Origin of the sequence: Modestobacter sp. DSM 44400, from assembly GCF_900107175.1 — a bacterium.
Classification (GTDB): domain Bacteria; phylum Actinomycetota; class Actinomycetes; order Mycobacteriales; family Geodermatophilaceae; genus Modestobacter.
This window is the reverse complement of record NZ_FNOZ01000010.1, coordinates 23,858-42,859: the sequence shown is the minus strand read 5'-3', so window position 1 is coordinate 42,859 and position 19,002 is coordinate 23,858. Positions and strand designations below refer to the sequence as shown.

Genomic DNA, 19,002 nt, shown 5'->3' with positions numbered 1-19,002 from the left:
GCCAGAGCGGGGACAGTGGGGGCGTGTTCGCCGGCCTCTCCCCCGCCCGCCGCCGCCTCGTGCTGGGCCTGCTCGCCGTCCTCGTGGTCGCCGTGGTCGCGGTCGTCGGCGCGGTGCTGGTCCCGCGGCTGACCGCCGACGACCCGACGCCGGTGTCCCAGGAGCAGCCCGGTCCCGTGCTGCTGATGCCCGGCTACGGCGGCTCCACCCGTTCCCTGCAACTGCTCGCCGACCGGCTCACCGCCGCCGGCCGGGACGCCAGCGTCGTCGCCGTCCCCGGGGACGGCACCGGCGACCTGCAGGCCGCGGCCGACGTACTGGCCACCGCCGTCGACGACGCGCTGGCCCGGACCGGCGCCGCGAGCGTCGACGTCGTCGGCTACTCCGCGGGCGGCGTGATCGCCCGGTTGTGGGCCGCGGACGGCGGAGCCACGCAGGCCCGCCGCATCCTCACCCTGGGGTCCCCGCACCACGGCACCACGCTGGCCGACCTCGGCGCCGGGCTCGCGCCCAGCCAGTGCCCGGTAGGCTGCCAGCAGCTGACCACCGACAGCGGCCTGCTGGCCCGGCTCAACGCCGGCGACGAGACCCCGGCGGGGCCTACCTGGGTGTCGCTGTGGTCCACGGCCGACCAGACGGTCACCCCGCCGGAGTCCGCCCGGCTCGACGGCGCGGTGGAGCTCCCCGTGCAGTCGGTGTGCGCCGACTCCCGCGTCGCGCACGGGCAGCTGCCCGCCGATCCGGTCGTGCAGGGCATCGTGCTCGCCGAGCTGGCCGCCGGCCCGCCGGTCGAGCTGGGGCCCGCCGACTGCGCCCGGCTGCGCCGTAGCTGACCTACCGGGCGGGGGTGCGGTGCCCTTGCACCAGCACGGCGACGAGGGTCACCGCCGCGGCCGCAGCCGCGACGACCAGCGCGGCTGGGTAGCCGAGGTGCGGTGCAGCGAGCGCCAGGAGGTAGGGAATCGCCAGCCCCAGGTAGGCCAGGCTGTAGTAGAGGGCGATCAGTCCCCCGAGTTCCGCTGGCGCGGCGAGCCGCTCGACCTCGCGCAGGCCGACGACCAGGCACACCCCGTACCCGCTGCCGAGGATCAGGGCCGCGGCGAGAACGGTGAGGAGGCCGGGACGGGCGGTGGCCAGCGCCGCGGCCAGGTAACCCACGACGATAACCGCCAGCCCGATGGCCGGGCCCCGGACGTCCCCGCGGGCCGCCGACGCCTGGTGCAGCCGCTGCCCCGCGCGCTGACCACCGAGGCCGGCGGCCAGCGCGAAGGCCGCCAGGAGTCCGGGAAAGGCCACGCCCAGCCGGGGAAGGGCCTGGACGCCGTGCGCGGGGAGGGTGGTGAAGACGATCGTGACGCTGCCGAAGACCCACGGTGCCATCGGCGCGACGATCCGGGGGAAGCGGCCCGAGCGCGCCGCCTGGGGGATGATCCGCGGGCGGCCGCTCCCCGACGAGCCGGCCGGCCGCGTCTCGGCTGCCCGGGGCAGGAGCGCCAGGGCGACGCCGGCGAGCACCAGGTGGAGCAGGTAGGGCAGCACGGTCGGGAACGGGGCCCACTCCGCCAGCGGCCCGGCGACGAGTGGGCCGACCCCGAAGCCGGCGGTCAGGGCGAGCGCCGAGCGGCGGGCCGCGGTGCCGACAGAACCGCCGGACAGTTCCTTGACCCACGCCGTCCCGACGGTGAAGGCCGTGCCGGAGACGACGCCGGTGAGCAGCCGCCCGGCGTAGAGGCCGGCCACCCCCCAGTGCCCGGTGATCAGGACGGCGGTGGCGAGCAGCGACAGCGCGGCCGAGGCGATCATGATCCGTCGCCGTCCGTGGCGGTCGCTGGCCGGGCCGCCGATCAGGAACCCGGGGACCAGGCCCAGGGCGTAGACCCCGAAGACGGCGGTCGCGGCGGCGTCGGACAGCCCCAGGTCACGCCGGTAGACAGCGAGCAGCGGCACGAACTGGTTCGCGCCGTAGCCGACCGTGAACATCGCCAGCGCCGGCCAGCGCCACTGGCCGGGACCGCCGCGGCCGGTGCGCACCGCGCCGTCCCCGGGGATCGCGGCAGCGGGGTGCACGGCCTCCTTCTTCTGTTCCACGAGGTCATTGAAGCTGGTGGCCCTCGAAGACCGTCGCATCCGTCGATCCAGCGGCCCGTTGCCGGCCCTGCGCGGTCAGGCTCCCGGGCGACGTCTTGCATCGACCTCGACGCCAGCTTGGCTCTCCGGCGGAGAGCATCGGCCTCGGCATCGGACCGACGCAGGGTCATCGGCGTGCGTTGATGGCATCACTGTTGATACCGGAGTGATGCTTGCGGCTCGATCGCATGCCGCAACGGGAAGCCTCTGCGGCCACGCCAGAGGTCGTGCCCGCGATGAACGGCCCGGGACACTGGTCTCTTCCGTGTGCAGGGTGCCTAGGTGCCACCGTCCATCCTCGGCGCAGGCCGGTAGCGCAGGAGTGATCCTCGGCGTCGCGGAAGGCAGCAAGACGGTGACGTAGCCGATGACCAGCACGGGGTGCCCGGCGATCCGAGCGGGCGCGAGCGAGCTGCGCCGGGGGTGATCCCGCCGCACGAGCATCAGGGCTCCGGCACCTCCGGGTAGGCCAGCGGGCAGCTGGGGGCCAGTGCCTCCCGGGTGTCCGGGTCCACCTCGGTGAGAAAGGTGGCGTGGAACCGGTTGATCATGTTGGACAGGCCCACGGTGAAGCAGATCTCGATGATCTGCTCGGGCGTGAAGTGCGCGGACAGGTCGCCGTACGTGCGGTCGTCGATCACGTCCATCCGGGTGGACCGCTGCGCGTACCGAACGATCGCCGCCTCGTCTGCCGCGTACAGCCCGTCGGGGAGCGGGTCGTCCCCCAGGTGGGCCAGCTTCTCCTCCGTCAACCCCGCCGCCCGACCGAGCAGCACGTGCGTGGGGATCTAGTAATGGCACTCGTTGGTGACCGAGGCGGTCAGGTAGGCGAGCTCCCGCTGAGCCGGGGTCATCGAGTTCTGGAAGTACACGACGGTGCCGAACTCGACCATCTTCTGCAGCGCCTTGGGGTGGTTGGCCACCGCCCGGTAGACGGCGGGGTCGACGCTGCGGCCGCGCGCGGCCGCGACGGCCTTGAGCACCTCCCGGGCCAGCGGGTCGGCGTTCTCGTCGTTGGAGTCCACGAGGGGCAGGCGGGCCATGCCGGCCAACCTAGACGGCGCCGATGACTTCCGGCCACCCCGGCGGTCTGACCTCCGACTCGACCAGGCAGAGGAGACAACCGTGCCGCGACTGCGGGTGCACAACCTCTCGATCTCGGTGGACGGCTACGCCGCCGGGCCCGGCCAGGACCTCGCTCACCCGCTGGGGGTGGACGGTGAACGACTGCAGGGGTGGGTCTTCGCCACCCCGACCGGCCGGGCGATGCTGGGCGAGCCCGGCGCCGACAGCGCCCCGGGCGTCATCGACCGCGATCGAGACCGGCCGGACGAGCAGTGGACCGGCTGGTGGGGCGAGGACCCGCCGCACCCCGACCCGGTGTTCGTGCTGACCTCCCATCCACGGCCGCCGCTGACCATGGCCGGCGGGACGACGTTCACCTTCGTGACCGACGGCATCGAGGCGGCCCTGGCGCAGGCCTGCGCAGCAGCCGGGGACGCCGACGTCCGGCTCGGCGGCGGGGCGGACACCGTCCGGCAGTACCTGCGGGCCGGTCCGGTCGACGAGCTGCACGTGACTGTGGTGCCCGTGCTGCTGGGCGGCGGCGAGCGGCTCTACGACGCCTTCGACGGCGGCCCGGCCGGGTTGGAGTGCGTCGAGTTCGCCGGTTCACCGGTGACACCCCGTGGCTGAGCTCGTCTACTCGGCGATCACCTCGCTGGACGGCATGGTCGCCGACGCCGACGGCCGCGTCGACTGGGCCGAGCCAGACGAGGAGCTGCACGCCGTCGTCAACGAGCAGGAGCGGGCGATCGGCACGTATCGCTACGGCCGCCGGATGTACGAGGTGATGGTGGCTTGGGAGACGATGCCCACGGGGCCCGACCAGCCGGCCGTCGTCCGCGATTACGCCGCGGTCTGGCGGGCCGCCGACAAGGTCGTCTACTCCACGACGCTGCCGGCGGTGTCCAGTGCCCGCACCCGGCTCGAGCGGGTCTTCGACCCGGACGCGGTACGTCGGCTCAAGGCCGAGGCGGCCCGGCACCTCAGCGTGGGCGGCCCCGGGCTGGCCGCCGCGGCGTTCCGGGCCGGCCTGGTCGACCAGGTGCACCTGTTCGTCCACCCCGTCGTGGTGGGCGGCGGCACCCCGGTCCTGCCCGCCGGCGTCCGGCTGGACCTGGAGCTGCTCGACGAGCACCGGTTCGGCAGCGGGGTCGTCCACCTGCACCACCGGGTGCGGCGCGCCTAGCTGGTGATGTCCTTGGTGGCGAAGTTCGCCCAGGCAGCCCCGAGCAGCACCGCGACGTAGACGGCCTGCAACGCCAGGCCGCGGACGATGTCCCTCCAGAGGATCGGGTCGCGGAAGAAGTCGACGAACGCCAGCCAGTAGCGGGTCGGCAGGTAGGGCGCGATGGAGGAGGCGGCGTCCAGGGTGAATAGCAGCGAGGAGGCGATGAGCACCGCCAGCGCGCCGATCATCGCGGCCAGCGGGGAGTCGGTGAGCGTGGAGAAGAACAGCGCGAAGGCGGCCACCCCGAGCATGGAGACGGTGACGTAGCCGATCGACAGCACCGTGCGGCCGGCGATCTGGGCCGGGGTCAGCGAGGTGCCCGACAGCGCGGTCCCGCCGAGCGGCTGCACCTCGAAGAACACCTGGCCGACCAGGTAGCCGACCGCGGCGACCACCAGCACGGTGACCAGCACGAAGGCGAAGACCGAGACCAGCTTGGCCACCAGCAGCCGAGTGCGGCCGGCCGGGCGGGCCAGCAGGTAGCGCAGCGTGCCGGCCTGGGCCTCACCGGCGACGGCGTCGCCGGCGATCAGGGCGACCGCGATCGGCAGGAACAGCGGCAGCACGATGGCCAGCGCGGCCAGCGGGTACAGCGTGCCATTGGTCAGGACGGCGGACAGGAACGGCGGACCCTCCCCCGGCCGCGGCGCCAGGTCGGTGAGTGCCAGCAGGACGGCGACGAGCACCGGCAGCCCGTTGAGCAGCCCGATCGTCACCCACGTGCGCGGCCGGCGGAACATCTTGGACAGCTCGACGGCGATCACCGGCGGGTCCTCCCCTCGGTGCCGTCCACCCGGTCGGCGCTACCGCCCGCGGCGGCCAGCACGACCTCCTCCAGCGACGGACGCTGCAGGGCCAGGCCGGTGACCGGGACGCCGGCGGCGACCAGCGCGGCGTTGACCTCCGCCGGGTCGGCCCCCCGGACGATGGCCCGCACCCCGTCGGTCGAGAGCACCCGGCCGTCCAGCGCGGCACGCACCCGCTGCGGGTCCGGGGTCTCCACGACCGTGGCCCCGGTCGGCGCGGTGAGGGTGGCCAGGTCGTCCTGCAGCACCAGCCGGCCGCGGTCGAGCACCCCGACCCGGCTGCACAGCTGCTCCACCTCGGCCAGCAGGTGGCTGGAGAGGAAGACGGTGGTGCCGGCGCGGTGCAGCTCCAGGAGCAGGTCGCGGACCTCGTGGATGCCCTGCGGGTCCAGCCCGTTGGTCGGCTCGTCCAGGACCAGCAGCTCCGGACGGCGCAGCAGCGCACCGGCCAGCCCCAGCCGCTGCCGCATGCCCAGCGAGTAGGCCTTTACCGGCCGCCGTCCGACCCCGGCCAGGCCGACCTGCTCGAGCACCTCGTCGACCCGGGGCCGCCGGGTGCGGCGCGATCCACCCGGTCCTGCGGCGTCCAGCAGCGTGAGGTTCGCCCGCCCGGACAGGTGCCCGTAGGCGGCGGGCGACTCGATCAGCGCGCCGACCCGGGGCAGCACCCTCCGCGCCGCCTTCGGCATCCGCTCACCGAGCAGCTGGACCTCTCCGGAGGTGGGCAGCACCAGGCCGAGCAGCATCCGGACCGTCGTTGTCTTGCCCGACCCGTTGGCGCCCAGGAAGCCGTACACGTCACCGGCCCGGACGTCGAGGTCGATGCCGTCCACGGCCCGCACCTGGCCGTACCGCTTGACCAGTCCCTGCGTCGCGATCACCGCAGCGGTCACCGGTCTCCTCTCCTCGGGGGCGCGGGCAGCTCCGCCGCGGCGGTGGCGAGCGCGTCCAGGTCGACCGTGCCGGCCAGCAGCCAGGTGCCGCGGTTCCCGTTGTCGACCAGCATCAGGCCCAGCGGGCCGGCCGCGATGCGGACGCCGAGATCGTCGACGACCGCGCCGGGGGCGACCACCAGGGTGTCGCGCAGCGGGGACGCGGCCCGGCCGGGCAGCACCGAGACGGCGAGCAGGGTGACCCCGCGGCCGTAGACGCCGACCGCGCCCGGGGTGCCGTCGACCGCCCGGCCCGGCAGTCCGGCCAGGGTCGCGGGCAGCTGGACGGCGGCGTACTGACGGCCGGTGTCCAGCAGGTCCGCCTGCTGCTGGTCGCGCCGGACGTCGGCGCCCGGCGGCGGGGTGAACGCGGTGACCGAGGCCGCCGGGGTGACCAGGTCCAGGCTCAGAAAGCTGGTGTCCACGGCCGGCTCTCCTCCGCCGGTCTGGCCGCCGGAGACCTGGACGCCCAGCGGGATGCCACTCTCGGCGTCGACCCAGACGTCGACCCGGGACACCGATGCGGCGGCGTCGGAAGGGGTGATCCGCAGGCCCAGGGCGTCGCGGCCGGCCACCCGCTCGGCGCCGAGGCGGGAGAGCTCCCCGTCGGCGGCCTCGGACAGCAGCCGGCGGCCCAGTACACTGGGCAGCAGGTCCGGCGCGGTGGGCAACGACAGCGGCAGGGCGGCAGCCCGGGAGGCGACGTCGTCCTCGTACCGCCAGGTCCAGGTGCCCGAGGCGTCGCGGTGCACCCCGGTCTCGCCGGTGGCCGAGACGACGTCGACCCGCCAGTCGTCGGGGGCGCGGTACCAGGCGCGCATCGTCGTCCGGTCGCTGAGCAGGTCGGCGACGGAGGTGAGCTGGTCGCCTACCGGCAGGGTGAGCCCGCCGGCGGCCTGCGCGTAACCGGTGAAGGCGACGTCGGACGAGGCCAGTGCGCGGTCCCGCAGGTCGGGAGCCGAGGTGCCGGCGTCCGAGGCGGGCAACGCGCCGATCAGGGCGGGCAGCGCGAGCAGGACGGCGACCGCGGCGACCACGAGCGCCCAGCGGCGCCCCGCTCCTCCTGCACGCTGGGCCACGACTCACCGTACGTCGCAGCGCGCCGACTGGTTCACCGTCGCGGCCGCCGTACATCCTGCGCACCGGGCAACCCCCGGCGACGTAATCACGCTTCCAGTCATGCGGATCACGAGCAAAGGGCAGGTCACCATCCCGCGCAGCATTCGCGACGAGTTCGGGCTGCTACCGGAGACGGAGGTGAAGTTCGTCGTGGAGGACGGGGTCACGGGCCGCGCTGGCAGCTGCCCCGCGGTCGGGGCCAGAGGTGATCGACCCGCTCGTCTACGCCGAGTTCGCGGCCGGCTACGACCGCGTCGAAGAGCTGGATGCGGCCCTCCCGGAGACGACGTTCCGGCGTGCTGCGTTGCCGTATGCAGCGGGGTTTCTGGCAGCGCAAGCGTTCACCGCCTACCGCCGCCGCGGCGGTGAGCTACGTTCCCCGCCGCCGGACTTCTACATCGGCGCGCATGCCGCCGTGGCGGGGTTGACGTTGATCACCCGCGACGCCCGGCGGTATCGCACGTACTTCCGACGCTGGGGCTGGTGACCCCGGCCTGATCGCGCAAACGCGTCGTGTCTCGCGAGCCTGCCTACCGGACGCCGTCCCACAGCGCACGCTGCTCCGGCCGCGGGTCCGGGACCACCGCGGTGAGATCCCCGAACGCTTGCACCGGGCGCTTCGGGACGTCATAGGCCGGCCAGCCCGGGTCACCGGTCTGCACGAACGCCACCCAGGCGGCGTGCATCGCATCGGCCAGGTGCTGCGGGGCGGAGGGTCCCGCCATCGGCTTCACCCCCTCACTTGCCAGGGTGTCGAAGACGAACGCCAACTCCAGGGCGTGGCAGGCTCCGAGCCGCCCGCCGAACTGCGGGCTCGGCCACGAGAACTCGTACATGAACGTCTGCCCCGGCGCGACCGCCCGCGCCTCCGCCAGCCGGACCGCCGGCACCCGGAAGAACCAGTCCGTGGCCGCCTTGATGAGCAGCTCGCCGGGCGTGGCCGACGGCGTATCGGCCCGGTAGGCATCGATCACGGCGTCCACCGGCACGCCGTAGCCCGCCAGTGCCATGCGCAGCAGGTCCTCGTTCACGAGGTCGACGACACCGTTCGGCACGAGGAAGAGCGCGTGCTCGTCGGTGTTGGTGCCCACCAGCAGGTCGACCTCGGAGTCGGCACCGGCCGTGATCGCGGTGATCGGCAGGGAAGGCAGGACGTCGCCGTCGATCACCGGCTCGAAGACCATCGAGTTGAGCGTGATCTCGGCCCAGCGGGCGGGATCGGGTGCCGTAGCCGCCTCCTGGGACAACGCCTGCTGGGCCGCCACCAGCTCGGGGATCGGCACCGCCGCCAGCGCCTCCCGCGTCAGCGGTACCCCGAGCCGCTCGGCCAGGTACCCGGCCACCCGCCGTGCCGTCCCCGCGGACAGCGCGTGGTGCCCGGCCCCGCTCTGGGCCACCGCCCGGGAGAACAGCCCGGCTGCCCGCGGCATCGACAGCAGCGACGTCACGCTCATCGCGCCGGCCGACTCCCCGGCGATCGTCACCCGATCCGGGTCGCCGCCGAACGCCGCGATGTTGTCGCGCACCCACTCCAGCGCGGCCACCTGGTCCAGCAGCCCGCGGTTCGCCGGGCCGCCGTCGTCGAAGTGCAGGAAGCCGTCGACGCCCAGCCGGTAGTTGATGGTCACGAGGACGACGCCGTCCCGGGCGAACGCGGTCCCGTCGTACTGCGGCACCGCCCCGGAGCCGTTGACGAACGCCCCGCCGTGGATCCACACCAGCACCGACAAGCCGTCGGCCGACGGGTCCGGGGTCCACACGTTCAGGTTGAGCACGTCCTCACCCAGGACCACCGGCTCGGGCAACAGCAGGTCCACCGGCGCGGGATAGAGCGGTTTCGGTGCGGTGGGGCCGTACTCGGTGCAGTCCCGCACGCCGTCCCAGCTCGGCACCGGCACCGGCGCGGCGAAGCGCAGGTCACCGAACGGCGGCGCGGCGTACGGAATGCCCTTGAAGGCGACCGCCGGGCCGCTGGCCGCGCCGCGGATGGTGCCTGACTTGGTGACCACCTCGAGTTGCATGTGCTGAGGTCTAGCGGACCGGCGCTCCGGCCGTCGCACCCGGGGGTCGTTCCGGCGGGACCGCCCACCGGTGCACGGTCAGAGACCTCGCGGCGATGACCGAGCGCGACGACGATGACCACCACCACCAGCACGTCGTCGTGGACGGTGTAGATGATGCGGTAGTCGCCGACCCGAATCCGGAAGCCGGGCCGCCCGGCAAGGGCACGGGCGGAAGGCGGACGGGGATCCTGAGCCAGCAGGGCGATCGCCCCCTGAATACGTGGTCGAACCGACGGGTCGAGCTTCCGGAGCGCTCGCGCCGCCGCCGGGTGGACCTCGATCCGGTAGGCGCTCGTGCCCAGCCGAGATCCACCTTGACCTGGTCCCACGGGATGTTCGGGCCTTCTTCGGCCATGGCCGCGTCGAAGGCTGCGACGTCCTCGGTCTCTTCCAGGGCGTCCATCAACTGCTCGTATCGCTCTGGGCTGAGCAGCACGGCAGCACGCCGGCCGTAGCGCTCGAGGAACACGACGGCCCGACGGCCACCCTGGTGATGTAACGTTACATCATGATGCGGACTCAGATCTCGCTGACCAGCGAGGAACGTCGCGCCCTCGACACGGCGGCAGCCCGTACCGGCAAGTCGATCTCCGCCCTCATCCGGGATGCGGTCGAAGCCGTCTACGGCACAGAGCGGTCCAGTGACGATGACCTCGCCGCGATGCGTCAGGCGTTCGGCTCGTGGAAGGACCACGACCTCGACGGCGCCGCATGGGTTGATCAGCTGCGCTCCGGGTCACGTCTGCCGCTCGGCTCGTGACGGCCCTGGTCGATACGTCAATATTGATCGACTACCTGCGGGGCCATGAGCAGGCCGCGGCGGTTCTGGAGGGGGAACGTATGGCTGCTCCGCTGCAGGCCAGTGAGATCACCCGCCTGGAGGTTCTCGCTGGAATGCGTCCGGCAGAGGAGGACGCCACCCGCTCGCTGCTGTCGACCCTCGTGTGGCATCCGGTTGATGCCGACGTGGCCGAGGACGCCGGAGCGCTCGGCCGACGTTGGCTTCCCAGTCATCACACGATTGACAGTGCCGACCTTGCCATCGCTGCGACGGCCATCCGCACCAGTTCTCGCCTGCTCACGCGGAACGTCCGGCACTTCCCGATGTTTCACGACCTGCGCGCGCCGTACTGATCATCAGCCGCGAAGCCGCGATGGCCTCGTCGACTACTCCGACATCCGGCCCTGCCTCGCGGACGCGACGATGAGCCGGGGCAAGAGACTCGCCCAGCTCGGTCCCGGCGGCCGGACTGTTGACTCATCGGCCGCCTGCTCGTCCAGATCCAACGGTCACCTCGGGACATCTTCCGATCTACGTTGACGGTGTCGCCGGCCCCAGATCTATCTGGACGACGAGGAAGCCGACCTGCTGGCCGCAGCCGTGTCGCGTACCGGCGCATCACGCTCGGCGTTGATCCGGCGGGCGGCAGTACGGCGGGCGCACACTCGAGCAGCGGCTGGCGGCGCTGCGCGCCTCCGCGGATGCCTGGGGTGCCCGTGCGCAATCGGGCAGCGACTACATCGACGAACTGCGCGGGCCACGTACCGAGCATCTGGACGAGAGCTGAACCACGGTCACCAGCGCGCGCCGCAGAACCGAGACACCGAGACACCGAGAAGTCGTAACCTGCCGCGAGCGGCCACTCACCGGAGGTGGGGAGCGGCTGCTTGCTGGTAGCGACGAGCGGGAGAACACGCGGGCAGGGTTTCGAGGGCAAGGTTCAGTTCGTGTGGCAGGTGGCCGACCTGCTGCGCGGCGACTACAAGCCGGCCGAGTACCGCGGCGTGATCCTTCCGCTGCTGGTGCTGCGCCGGCTGGACGCCGTCCTGGACAAGAGCAAGCCCGCCGTCCTGGCCCGCGCCGAGCAGCTCAAGGCCATCACCGACACCCCGGACGTGCTGCTCAAGGACGCCGCTGGGGTGCCTGCTACAACACCAGCCCGCTGACCTTCGCCACACTGCTGGGCTCCCCCGACAACCTGGCCGACCAGCTGCGCGCCTACATCGGCGCCTTCTCCCCCGGCGCGGCCGAGGTGTTGGAGAAGTACCGGTTCGACGAACAGATCAGCCGGCCGGACGAGGCGGGCCTGCTGTACCTGGTGCTCGGCAAGTTCGCCGGCCTGGACCTGCGTCCCGAGGTCGTGCCGAACCACGCGATGGGCTACGTCTTCGAGGAGTTGCTGCGCCGGTTCTCCGAGCTCTCCAATGAGACGGCCGGTGAGCACTTCACCCCGCGCGAGGTCATCCGGCTGATCGTCAACCTGCTGTTCAGCGAGGACTCCGACGTGCTCACCGGCGCCGCGCCGGTCCGGTCGATCTACGACCCGGCGTGCGGCACCGGCGGCATGCTCAACATCTCCGACCAGTACCTGACCCGACTCGACGCCAAGGCCCGGCCGGAGATGTTCGGCCAGGAGATCAATCCCGAGACCTGGGCCATCGCCCGGTCCGACCTGCTCATCCGAGGTCAGGACCCCGAGCGGATCGTGCTGGGCAACACGCTCACCGCCGACGGGCACGCGGACAAACGCTTCGACTACGCACTCGCCAACCCGCCGTTCGGCGTCGACTGGAACAAGTCCGCCACGACGATCAAGGCCGAGGCCGCGTCGTTGGGCATGGACGGACGCTTCGGCGCCGGGCTCCCCCGCGTCTCCGACGGCAGTCTGCTGTCCCTGCAGCAGATGATCGCCCGGATGAAGGCGCCCGAGGACGGCGGCAGCCGGGTGGCAATCGTCTTCTCCGGCAGCCCGCTGTTCGCCGGCGCCGCCGAGTCCGGGGAGAGCAACATCCGCCGCTGGATCATCGAGAACGACTGGCTGGAAGGCATCGTCGCGCTGCCCGACCAGTTGTTCTACAACACCGGGATCAGCACCTACGTCTGGATCGTCACCAACCGCAAGCGCCCCGAGAGGCGGGGCACGGTCGCGCTGATCGACGCCCGCGGCGAGTGGTCGAAGATGCGCAAGTCACTGGGTGACAAGCGCAAGCTGCTGGACGACGACCACATCGCCGCGGTCACCCGGCTCTCCGCCGACGCCCCCTTACTCGCCGACGACCGGGTGAAGGTCTTCGACAACGACACGTTCGGCTTCCGCCGGATCACCGTCGAGCGGCCGCTGCGCCGGCGGTGGACGGTCACCGCGGAGATTGTCGAAGCCGTCGCCTCGGCCAAGCCGGTGGTCGCGCTGTCGGTTGGGGACGACGACGCCCGGCGCACCCACGAGGCGCTGCTCGGCGCGCTGACCGACCTGGTCGGGACGGCGGAGGAGACCGAGGCGGCCTTCACCGAGCGGCTGCTGAATGCCTGTACCGCGCGCAAACAGATCGGACTGGCACCAGGGCTGAAGAAGGCCGTGCTGGCGGCGGCCGCGGTGACTGATCCGGACGCGCCGGTTGTCGCAAACAAGAAGGGCGAGGCACTGCCCGATCCAGACCTCCGCGACAACGGGAAGGTGCCCCTGGTCGAGGACGTCGACGCCTACGTCGACCGGCTGATCCATGATGGAGGTGAGCCCGATGCAACACGCAGACGATGTGATCGAGCGGGCCGCACAGCGGTTCGAGGAACTCGCCGGCAAGCTCGACGCCGCGACCGCCGGAGTTGACCAGACCGACGACCTGCGCCGGATCGCTGCCACATCCGAGGTGGTTCGTGAGGACGAGGCCCGGGAGCCGTAGCGCTCCGCTGTCAGTGCACCTGGATCACGACGCCGTGACCGCTCGATCGGGCGAGCCGCGCATCGCGGGTGATCAGCGGACAGTCCAGCGCCTCGGCCAGCGCCACGTAGGCCGCGTCGTATGCAGTCACGTCGTCACGGAGTTGCAGCGCGCGGCGCCGCAGGGCGTCGTCGGCGGGCCATCGCTCCACCGCCAAGCTCTGGTAGTCGGTCAACACGTTCGCGGCTCGCCCGGCGGTGATGCTGCCGCGGCGCAGCATCCCTCGGAGGGCCGAAACGACCTCGTAGTCCAACAACTGCGGTGCGCTCAGCTCGTCGCCGGCCAGGCGGGCCCGCAGCTCCTCGGTTCCGGCAGCCCCGCTGAGGACGTCGACCAGCGCCGAGCAGTCGACCACGATCACGCCGGCCGGGACCTCAGCTCGGCCTCGCGTCCCGCACGCTCCTCGGCGAGCGCCTCGACGACTGACTCCTGCGCCTGCTCCACTCGTCGGGCAGCACGGTCGAACACCTCTTGGACCGTCGGCCGTGCCACGTCACGCTGGAGCAGGCCGAGGAGGTAGGTGTTGAGCGACTCGCCGCGGGCGGCCGCCCGCGCCTTGAGAGCTTCCCGCGCCTCGTCGGGCACGTTGCGGATCTGCAGCAGTGATCCCATGCCGAGCAGCGTACCCGGCGGTGCAATACATAGTGCATCGCATTGCCTGCGGGTCTGCTCGGCGAAGGCCGCGAAGGCCGCGAAGGCCGCGACGGCGGCGCCGGCCAGCAGCAGCGGCGCCCGCACGTTCACCTCGACCAGTTCTGCGACCTGCTCGGCGGCCATCGTGGCGACCGGGCCGGCATGGCCGACTCCGGCATTCGCGACGACGGCGTCCAACCGCCCGAGCCGGTCCAGCGTCTCATCCACCACCCGGTCGGCCGCGTCGGCCGCGCTCAGGTCGGCGACGAGCACCGTGCCGCCGCACCGCCCCGCGACCTCCTGCAGGGCCGCTTCGTCCCGGCCGACGCAGACAACGTGCACGCCGCGGGCCGCCAGCAGCTCAGCGGTGGCCCGACCGATCCCTCGGCTGGCCCCGGTGACCAGCACCACCGCACCCGACAGCTGCATCAGGCCACCTTGGCGCACCGGGGCCGCCACCGCTGCGCGGCTCAGGGAACCGGAACCCGAGCCGGCACCAGGTTGGCGTAGACCTCCCGGGTCGCCGTCGAGCGGTTCATGGTGATGAAGTGGATCCCGGGCACACCCTCGGCCAGCAGCTCCCGGCACATCCCGGTGGCCACCTCGACCCCCAGGTCGCGCACCGCGCGCTTGTCCTCCGGGCGGTCGCCGGAAAGGGCGGTGAAGCGGTCGGCCAGCTCGGTCGGGAACGCCTGACCCGACAGCTGGACGATCCGGGCGATCTGCCGAGCGCTGGTCACCGGCATGACGCCGGCGATCACCGGGACGTCGCAGCCGCGGCCGGACACCCGGTCCCGCAGCCGCAGGTAGTCCTCGACCTGGAAGAACATCTGGGTGATGGCGAAGTCGGCGCCGGCCCGGCACTTGGCCACGAACATCTCGGTGTCGGTCTCGAAGTCCACCGACCGCGGGTGCCGCTCGGGAAAGGCCGCGACGCCGACGGAGAAGTCGCCGATCGACTTGATCAGCTCCACCAGCTCGGCGGCGTAGCGCAGCCCCTGCGGATGGGCCACCCACTCGGCCTGTGGGTCGGCGCCGGGCGGGTCGCCGCGCAACGCGAGCAGGTTGCGCACCCCGGCCGCGGCCAGCCGGCTCACCACGTGCCGCAGCTCGGCGACGCTGTGGTCGACGGCGGTCAGGTGGGCCAGCGGCAGCATCGTGGTCTCCGCGGCGATCCGCTCGGTCACCGCGACGGTGCCCTCGCGGGTGGAGCCGCCGGCGCCGTAGGTGACGGAGACGAACGAGGGGCGCAGCCGCTCCAGCTGGCGCAGCGCCGTCCACAGCTGGGCCTCGGCCGCGGCGTCCTTGGGTGGGAAGAACTCGAAGGACCACGTCGGCCGCTGCTGGTCGAGCAGCTCGCGCACGGTGCCGGTCACGACCGCAGAGAGTACGTGCGCCCGCACGCCGTCCCCGCGTTGCACGCCGTCCTGCCGCTTTCCACGTGGTGCACCACGGGCCAAGGCGACCGACGAACGCGCAACGCGGCGCGAGCGGGGGCCCGTCCCCGGTGACCAGGCATCGTTCGACCGAGTTGGACGATACTGGCCGGGTGACCGTCGGCACGCAGCACCGCGAGCCCTCTCCCCGCCCCCCGGCTCCTCCGCTGGCCGCGGCCGACCTCGACCGCATCCGTGGCGCCGTCGCGGCGGCCCTCGGCGACTTCCTCCAGACGCAGCGGGCCACCCTGGCCGACATGGATCCGACGCTGACGCCCGTCGGCGACGAGCTCTGCGCCCTGGCCGCCGGAGGGAAGCGGCTGCGCCCGCTGTTCGCCTACTGGGGGTGGCGCGGCGTGGCCGCCGACGCCCCCGGACCAGCCGAGGACGATTCCGCCGTCCTGCGTGCGGTCGCCGCCCTGGAGCTCTTCCACGCCAGCGCCCTGGTCCACGACGACGTCATGGACGGCGCTCTCACCCGCCGCGGCCGCCCGGCCACCCACATCGGCTTTGCCACCCGACACGGGGACGGGGACCTGACCGGTGACGGCGACTCCTTCGGCGTGGGCGCGGCGATCCTGGTCGGCGACCTGGCGCTGGTGTGGTCCGACGAGCTGCTGCGCTGCTCGAGGATCAGCGCACCGGCGCTCGGCCGGGCCCGCACCGTCTGGGACACCATGCGCACCGAGGTGACCGCCGGTCAGTACCTGGACCTACTGCGGGCCGCCGGCGGGCTGCCCGGTCCCGGCGGCGCACTTACCGTGGCCCGTTACAAGAGCGCCGGGTACACCGTCCAGCGCCCGCTGCAGCTCGGTGCCGCGATCGCCGGCGCGGGTCCGAAGACGGCCGCGGTCTACACCGACATCGGCCTCCCGCTCGGCGAGGCCTTCCAGCTCCGGGACGACGTGCTGGGCGTGTTCGGCGATCCCGCGGTGACCGGCAAGTCCGCTGACGACGACCTGCGCGAGGGCAAGCAGACCCTGCTCATCGCCCTCGCCGAGGAGCAGGCCGACGCAGCCGGCCGGCAGCTGCTCACCGACTGCCTCGGCGACCCCGCGGCCGGCCCGGACGAGCTGCGGGCACTCCGCGAACTGATCGAGGGCACCGGCGCCCGCGCCCGGGTCGAGGAGCGGATCGCCGAGCGCACCGTGCTGGCCCGCACCGCCATCGCCGAGGCCCCGATCGCCTCGGACGCGCGCGCCGCCCTCGACGCGCTGGCCGTCGCGGCGACCACGCGCACCGCATGAGACTGCCGACCCGCGGGATCCGCACCGTCCCCGGCCGCACCGACCGGGTCGTCGTCGTGGGCGCCGGACTGGCCGGGCTGTCGGCCGCGCTGCGACTGCGGGGCGCCGGCCGGGAGGTGACGGTCGTCGACCGCGCCGCCTGCCCCGGCGGCCGCGCCGGCCGGGTCGAGCGGGCCGGGTACTCGCTGGACACCGGCCCCTCGGTGTTCACCGCCCCCGAGCTGGTCGACGACGCGCTGGCCGCCGTCGGCGAACGGCTCGCCGACCGGGTGACCCTCACCCCGCTGGCGACCACCTACCGGGCGCAGTACGCCGACGGCTCGGCCCTGGACGTGCACGCCGACCCCGAGGCCTTCGCCGCCGAGGTGGAACGGGTCTGCGGCCCCGCCCAGGCCGTCGAGCTGCGCCGCTACCTGGCCCACCTGGCCGAGCTGCACCGCATCCAGCTGCCGGTGTTCATCGACCGCAACCTCGACTCCCCGCTGGACCTGCTCGGCCCTGAGCTGGTCGCGCTGGCCCGGCTGGGCGGCTTCCGCACCCTGGCCCGGCACGTCGACCGGTATTTCACCGACGACCGGCTGCGCCGGCTGTTCAGCTTCCAGGCCCTCTACGCCGGGGTCTCGCCGTTCCGGGCGATCGCCGCCTACGCCGTCATCGCCCAGCTGGACATCGGCGCCGGCGTGTGGCACCCGCAGGGCGGGATCGCCGCCGTCCCGGCCGCGATGGCCGCCGCGGCCACCGACGCCGGGGCGGAGTTCCGCTACGGCGCCTACGCCGAGCAGCTCGAGGTGTCCGGACGGCGGGTCACCGGGGTCTGCCTCGAGGGCGGGGAGCGGCTGCCCGCCGACGCCGTGGTGGTCACCGTCGACCAGCCGCACCTGCTGGTGCCGGGGCTGCGGCCTCCGCGCCGGCCGGTCTACTCGCCGTCCTGCGTGGCGCTGCACCTGGGCGTGCGCGCCGAGCTGCCCGGGCAGGCGCACCACACGATCAGCTTCGGCGACTCTTGGGAGCAGGTGTTCCGCGAACTCACCCGCGACGGCCGGCCGATGAGCGACCCGAGTCTGCTGGTCAGCATGCCGTCGGTCACCGACCGCTCGCTCGCCCCGGCCGGTGGGCAGGTGCTCAGCGTGGTCGCCCCGACGCCGAACCTCGACCCCCGCAGCGGCGGCAACCCCGACCTGGACTGGCCGCGGCTGACCCCGCGCTACCGGGACGAGGTGTTGGCCACGCTGGAGGCCCGCGGCTGGACCGGGCTCACCGGCGCCATCGAGGTCGAGGAGGTGCTGACGCCGGTCGACTGGGCGGCGCTGGGCATGGCAGCGGGCACCCCGTTCGCGCTGGCCCACACCTTCGGACAGACCGGTCCGTTCCGCCCGCCGACCCTGCCTCGCAGCGGCCCGGAGAACGTGGTGCTGGCCGGGTCGTCGGTACAGCCGGGGGTCGGCGTCCCGATGGTGGTGATCAGCGGCCGGCTGGCCGCCGAGCGGATCACCGGCCCTGTGCCGGCATGAGCGCGCCCACCCAGGCCGAGCGGCAGGCGACCCTGGACGCCGCCTACCGGCACTGCGCGGCGATCGCCGCCGAGCACGGCAAGAGCTACCACCTGGCCACCCGGCTGCTCACCCCCGACCGGCGTCCGGCCGTGCACGCGCTCTACGCCGCCGCCCGCACCGCCGACGACCTGGTCGACGTCCCCGGCGACGACCCGGCCGGTGACCTCGCCGCGTGGTCGCGGGCCGCGCTGGAGGAGCTCGATGCCGGCTGGTCGACCGACCCGGTACGGCTGGCGCTGGTGCACACCGTGCGCCGCTACGACATCCCCGTCGAGCACCTGGTCGACTTCCTGGCCGCGATGACCAGCGACCTCGATGTCACCGGCTACGCCGACCTGGACGCCCTGGACCGCTACATGTGGGGGTCGGCGTCAGTGATCGGGCTCCAGGTACTGCCGGTGCTCGGCACCGCCCCCGGCGTGGCCCGGGAGGAGGCGGCGCCGCACGCCATCGCCCTGGGCGAGGCCTTCCAGCTGACCAACTTCCTGCGCGACGTCGGCGAGGACGTCGACCGCGGCCGGGTCTACCTGCCCGCGGACCTGATGGCCGCGCACGGCGTGACCCGCGAGCAGTTGGCCGCCAAGCGCTTCGACGCCCGGTTCCGCGAGCTGATGCGGGAGATGGTGGCCCTCACCCGCCGCCGCTACGACGACGCGGCGCCGGGCACCCCCCTGCTCGCCGCGGAGTCCCGGGACTGCGTCCGCGCCGCCACCGACCTCTACGGCGGCATCCTCACCGCGATCGAGCGGGCCGACTACCGGGTGCTCGACCGGCGGGTGCGGGTGTCGAAGCCCCGCCGCCTGGCCGTGTTCGCCCGCCGGTTGACCGCCGCCCAGCTGGCCAGGGTGAGAGTCACCATGGCGAAGCCGAACAGCAGGTCCTCGACCGGCGCGTAGGCGATGCGCAGGCCCCAGATGACCGACGGGTCGTAGGTGACCACGTCCAGCCCGGTGAGCACGCCGTTCATCAGCAGCTGGAAGAACAGCACGATCACGTAGGCCACCCAGAAGACCCGGCGGGTGACCAGCCGGGTGCGGTAGACGACCAGGTCCACCACCACGACGGCGACCACG

Annotated in this window: 22 protein-coding genes and 3 pseudogenes; 13 read left to right on the top strand and 12 right to left on the bottom strand. The window is 73.1% G+C overall.

Annotated elements, in window-relative coordinates; all coding sequences use genetic code 11:
- The first annotated feature begins 23 nt into the window (after positions 1-23).
- On the top strand, positions 24-833 hold the full coding sequence (locus BLW04_RS08885; RefSeq protein WP_091538837.1) for a lipase family alpha/beta hydrolase: 810 nt from the start codon (positions 24-26) through the stop codon (positions 831-833).
- A gap of 1 nt (position 834) precedes the next feature.
- Here the strand turns inward: BLW04_RS08885 and BLW04_RS08880 are convergent, their stop codons facing one another.
- The 3 genes from BLW04_RS08880 to BLW04_RS08870 all read right to left on the bottom strand — a co-directional run bounded on the left by BLW04_RS08880 (position 835) and on the right by BLW04_RS08870 (position 3,170).
- Positions 835-2,088 (bottom strand): MFS transporter, encoded by a 1,254-nt coding sequence (locus BLW04_RS08880; RefSeq protein WP_175483966.1) that lies wholly within the window; start codon positions 2,086-2,088, stop codon positions 835-837.
- 482 nt (positions 2,089-2,570) lie between these two features.
- A complete protein-coding gene (locus tag BLW04_RS08875) occupies positions 2,571-2,903 on the bottom strand; it encodes a carboxymuconolactone decarboxylase family protein (protein WP_091538831.1) in 333 nt (110 codons plus the stop codon).
- Between the two features lie 12 nt (positions 2,904-2,915).
- A complete protein-coding gene (locus tag BLW04_RS08870) occupies positions 2,916-3,170 on the bottom strand; it encodes a carboxymuconolactone decarboxylase family protein (RefSeq protein WP_091538828.1) in 255 nt (84 codons plus the stop codon).
- An 82-nt stretch (positions 3,171-3,252) separates the two neighbouring features.
- Here BLW04_RS08870 and BLW04_RS08865 point away from each other — a divergent pair, with 82 nt between their 5' ends.
- Together BLW04_RS08865 and BLW04_RS08860 are read left to right on the top strand one after the other, a co-directional pair.
- Positions 3,253-3,822 (top strand): dihydrofolate reductase family protein, encoded by a 570-nt coding sequence (locus tag BLW04_RS08865; RefSeq protein WP_091538824.1) that lies wholly within the window; start codon positions 3,253-3,255, stop codon positions 3,820-3,822.
- Positions 3,815-4,378 carry a dihydrofolate reductase family protein gene (locus BLW04_RS08860; RefSeq protein ID WP_091538819.1) on the top strand — a complete coding sequence of 188 codons (564 nt, stop codon included), beginning with the start codon at positions 3,815-3,817 and terminating at the stop codon, positions 4,376-4,378. The genes BLW04_RS08865 and BLW04_RS08860 overlap by 8 nt, the downstream gene beginning before the upstream one ends.
- On the opposite strand, the gene BLW04_RS08855 is transcribed toward BLW04_RS08860, so the two are convergent.
- From BLW04_RS08855 to BLW04_RS08845, 3 genes are read right to left on the bottom strand one after another with little or no spacing between them, the layout of a single operon-like run.
- A complete protein-coding gene (locus tag BLW04_RS08855; protein WP_091538816.1) occupies positions 4,375-5,184 on the bottom strand; it encodes an ABC transporter permease in 810 nt (269 codons plus the stop codon). The genes BLW04_RS08860 and BLW04_RS08855 overlap by 4 nt on opposite strands.
- The gene (locus BLW04_RS08850) at positions 5,181-6,119 is read right to left on the bottom strand and encodes an ABC transporter ATP-binding protein (protein WP_217630936.1); all 939 of its coding nucleotides are present in this window, start codon (positions 6,117-6,119) and stop codon (positions 5,181-5,183) included. Before BLW04_RS08850 ends, BLW04_RS08855 begins: the two co-directional genes overlap by 4 nt.
- The gene (locus tag BLW04_RS08845) at positions 6,116-7,237 is read right to left on the bottom strand and encodes a LolA family protein (protein ID WP_254781195.1); all 1,122 of its coding nucleotides are present in this window, start codon (positions 7,235-7,237) and stop codon (positions 6,116-6,118) included. The genes BLW04_RS08850 and BLW04_RS08845 overlap by 4 nt, the downstream gene beginning before the upstream one ends.
- A gap of 100 nt (positions 7,238-7,337) precedes the next feature.
- Here BLW04_RS08845 and BLW04_RS29560 point away from each other — a divergent pair.
- Together BLW04_RS29560 and BLW04_RS28260 are read left to right on the top strand one after the other, a co-directional pair.
- Positions 7,338-7,394, top strand: a pseudogene (locus tag BLW04_RS29560) (hypothetical protein); the annotation flags it as partial.
- Between the two features lie 58 nt (positions 7,395-7,452).
- Entirely contained in the window at positions 7,453-7,764 is a 312-nt protein-coding gene (locus tag BLW04_RS28260; protein ID WP_371327781.1) for a type II toxin-antitoxin system VapC family toxin, read from the top strand.
- Between the two features lie 43 nt (positions 7,765-7,807).
- Here BLW04_RS28260 and BLW04_RS08835 read toward each other — a convergent pair whose 3' ends face one another.
- Both BLW04_RS08835 and BLW04_RS08830 read right to left on the bottom strand, forming a co-directional pair.
- Positions 7,808-9,298, bottom strand: coding sequence for a carboxylesterase/lipase family protein (locus tag BLW04_RS08835; RefSeq protein ID WP_091538806.1), 1,491 nt, complete (start codon positions 9,296-9,298; stop codon positions 7,808-7,810).
- A 98-nt stretch (positions 9,299-9,396) separates the two neighbouring features.
- Positions 9,397-9,669: pseudogene (locus BLW04_RS08830) on the bottom strand (type II toxin-antitoxin system RelE/ParE family toxin); the annotation flags it as partial.
- Between the two features lie 179 nt (positions 9,670-9,848).
- On the opposite strand from BLW04_RS08830, the gene BLW04_RS08820 reads away from it, so the two are divergent.
- From BLW04_RS08820 to BLW04_RS08805, 5 genes are all read left to right on the top strand, one after another.
- Positions 9,849-10,100: a ribbon-helix-helix domain-containing protein gene (locus BLW04_RS08820; protein ID WP_091538803.1), complete on the top strand. Its 252-nt coding sequence runs from the start codon at positions 9,849-9,851 to the stop codon at positions 10,098-10,100.
- Positions 10,097-10,474, top strand: coding sequence for a type II toxin-antitoxin system VapC family toxin (locus BLW04_RS08815; protein WP_217630935.1), 378 nt, complete (start codon positions 10,097-10,099; stop codon positions 10,472-10,474). Before BLW04_RS08820 ends, BLW04_RS08815 begins: the two co-directional genes overlap by 4 nt.
- Positions 10,475-10,679: 205 nt before the next feature.
- The gene (locus tag BLW04_RS29555) at positions 10,680-11,018 is read left to right on the top strand and encodes a ribbon-helix-helix protein, CopG family (protein ID WP_091538799.1); all 339 of its coding nucleotides are present in this window, start codon (positions 10,680-10,682) and stop codon (positions 11,016-11,018) included.
- The gene (locus BLW04_RS25820) at positions 11,009-11,287 is read left to right on the top strand and encodes a type I restriction-modification system subunit M N-terminal domain-containing protein (RefSeq protein WP_175483965.1); all 279 of its coding nucleotides are present in this window, start codon (positions 11,009-11,011) and stop codon (positions 11,285-11,287) included. Before BLW04_RS29555 ends, BLW04_RS25820 begins: the two co-directional genes overlap by 10 nt.
- A gap of 89 nt (positions 11,288-11,376) precedes the next feature.
- Positions 11,377-12,948 (top strand): HsdM family class I SAM-dependent methyltransferase, encoded by a 1,572-nt coding sequence (locus tag BLW04_RS08805; protein WP_139306781.1) that lies wholly within the window; start codon positions 11,377-11,379, stop codon positions 12,946-12,948.
- 83 nt (positions 12,949-13,031) lie between these two features.
- Here the strand turns inward: BLW04_RS08805 and BLW04_RS08800 are convergent, their stop codons facing one another.
- Genes BLW04_RS08800 through metF form a run of 3 tightly spaced genes read right to left on the bottom strand, consistent with a single transcriptional unit; the run spans position 13,032 to position 15,069 of the window.
- Positions 13,032-13,421: a type II toxin-antitoxin system VapC family toxin gene (locus BLW04_RS08800; protein WP_091538795.1), complete on the bottom strand. Its 390-nt coding sequence runs from the start codon at positions 13,419-13,421 to the stop codon at positions 13,032-13,034.
- A complete protein-coding gene (locus tag BLW04_RS08795) occupies positions 13,418-14,122 on the bottom strand; it encodes an SDR family NAD(P)-dependent oxidoreductase (RefSeq protein WP_091538791.1) in 705 nt (234 codons plus the stop codon). The genes BLW04_RS08800 and BLW04_RS08795 overlap by 4 nt, the downstream gene beginning before the upstream one ends.
- Before the next feature lie 41 nt (positions 14,123-14,163).
- Positions 14,164-15,069 (bottom strand): methylenetetrahydrofolate reductase [NAD(P)H], encoded by a 906-nt coding sequence (gene metF, locus BLW04_RS08790; RefSeq protein WP_091539085.1) that lies wholly within the window; start codon positions 15,067-15,069, stop codon positions 14,164-14,166.
- A gap of 173 nt (positions 15,070-15,242) precedes the next feature.
- Between metF and BLW04_RS08785 the strand changes: the two genes are divergently transcribed.
- From BLW04_RS08785 to BLW04_RS08775, 3 genes are read left to right on the top strand one after another with little or no spacing between them, the layout of a single operon-like run.
- Positions 15,243-16,376, top strand: coding sequence for a polyprenyl synthetase family protein (locus BLW04_RS08785; protein ID WP_091538788.1), 1,134 nt, complete (start codon positions 15,243-15,245; stop codon positions 16,374-16,376).
- On the top strand, positions 16,373-17,887 hold the full coding sequence (crtI, locus tag BLW04_RS08780; protein WP_175483964.1) for a phytoene desaturase family protein: 1,515 nt from the start codon (positions 16,373-16,375) through the stop codon (positions 17,885-17,887). Before BLW04_RS08785 ends, crtI begins: the two co-directional genes overlap by 4 nt.
- Positions 17,884-18,825, top strand: a complete 942-nt coding sequence (locus BLW04_RS08775) for a phytoene/squalene synthase family protein (protein ID WP_217630934.1) — start codon at positions 17,884-17,886, stop codon at positions 18,823-18,825. Before crtI ends, BLW04_RS08775 begins: the two co-directional genes overlap by 4 nt.
- Here the strand turns inward: BLW04_RS08775 and BLW04_RS28255 are convergent.
- Positions 18,822-18,983, bottom strand: a pseudogene (locus tag BLW04_RS28255) (lycopene cyclase domain-containing protein); the annotation flags it as partial. The gene BLW04_RS08775 and the pseudogene BLW04_RS28255 sit on opposite strands and share 4 nt — an antisense overlap.
- Between the last annotated feature and the right edge of the window lie 19 nt (positions 18,984-19,002).

Excerpts from the sequence above, each read along its gene's own strand:
- BLW04_RS08795 (WP_091538791.1), bottom strand. The coding sequence starts at position 14,122 with ATGCAGCTGTCGGGTGCGGTGGTGCTGGTCACCGGGGCCAGCCGAGGG.
- BLW04_RS08820 (WP_091538803.1), top strand. The coding sequence starts at position 9,849 with ATGATGCGGACTCAGATCTCGCTGACCAGCGAGGAACGTCGCGCCCTC.
- BLW04_RS08775 (WP_217630934.1), top strand. The coding sequence starts at position 17,884 with ATGAGCGCGCCCACCCAGGCCGAGCGGCAGGCGACCCTGGACGCCGCC.
- BLW04_RS08870 (WP_091538828.1), bottom strand. The coding sequence starts at position 3,170 with ATGGCCCGCCTGCCCCTCGTGGACTCCAACGACGAGAACGCCGACCCG.
- crtI (WP_175483964.1), top strand. The coding sequence starts at position 16,373 with ATGAGACTGCCGACCCGCGGGATCCGCACCGTCCCCGGCCGCACCGAC.
- BLW04_RS08835 (WP_091538806.1), bottom strand. The coding sequence starts at position 9,298 with ATGCAACTCGAGGTGGTCACCAAGTCAGGCACCATCCGCGGCGCGGCC.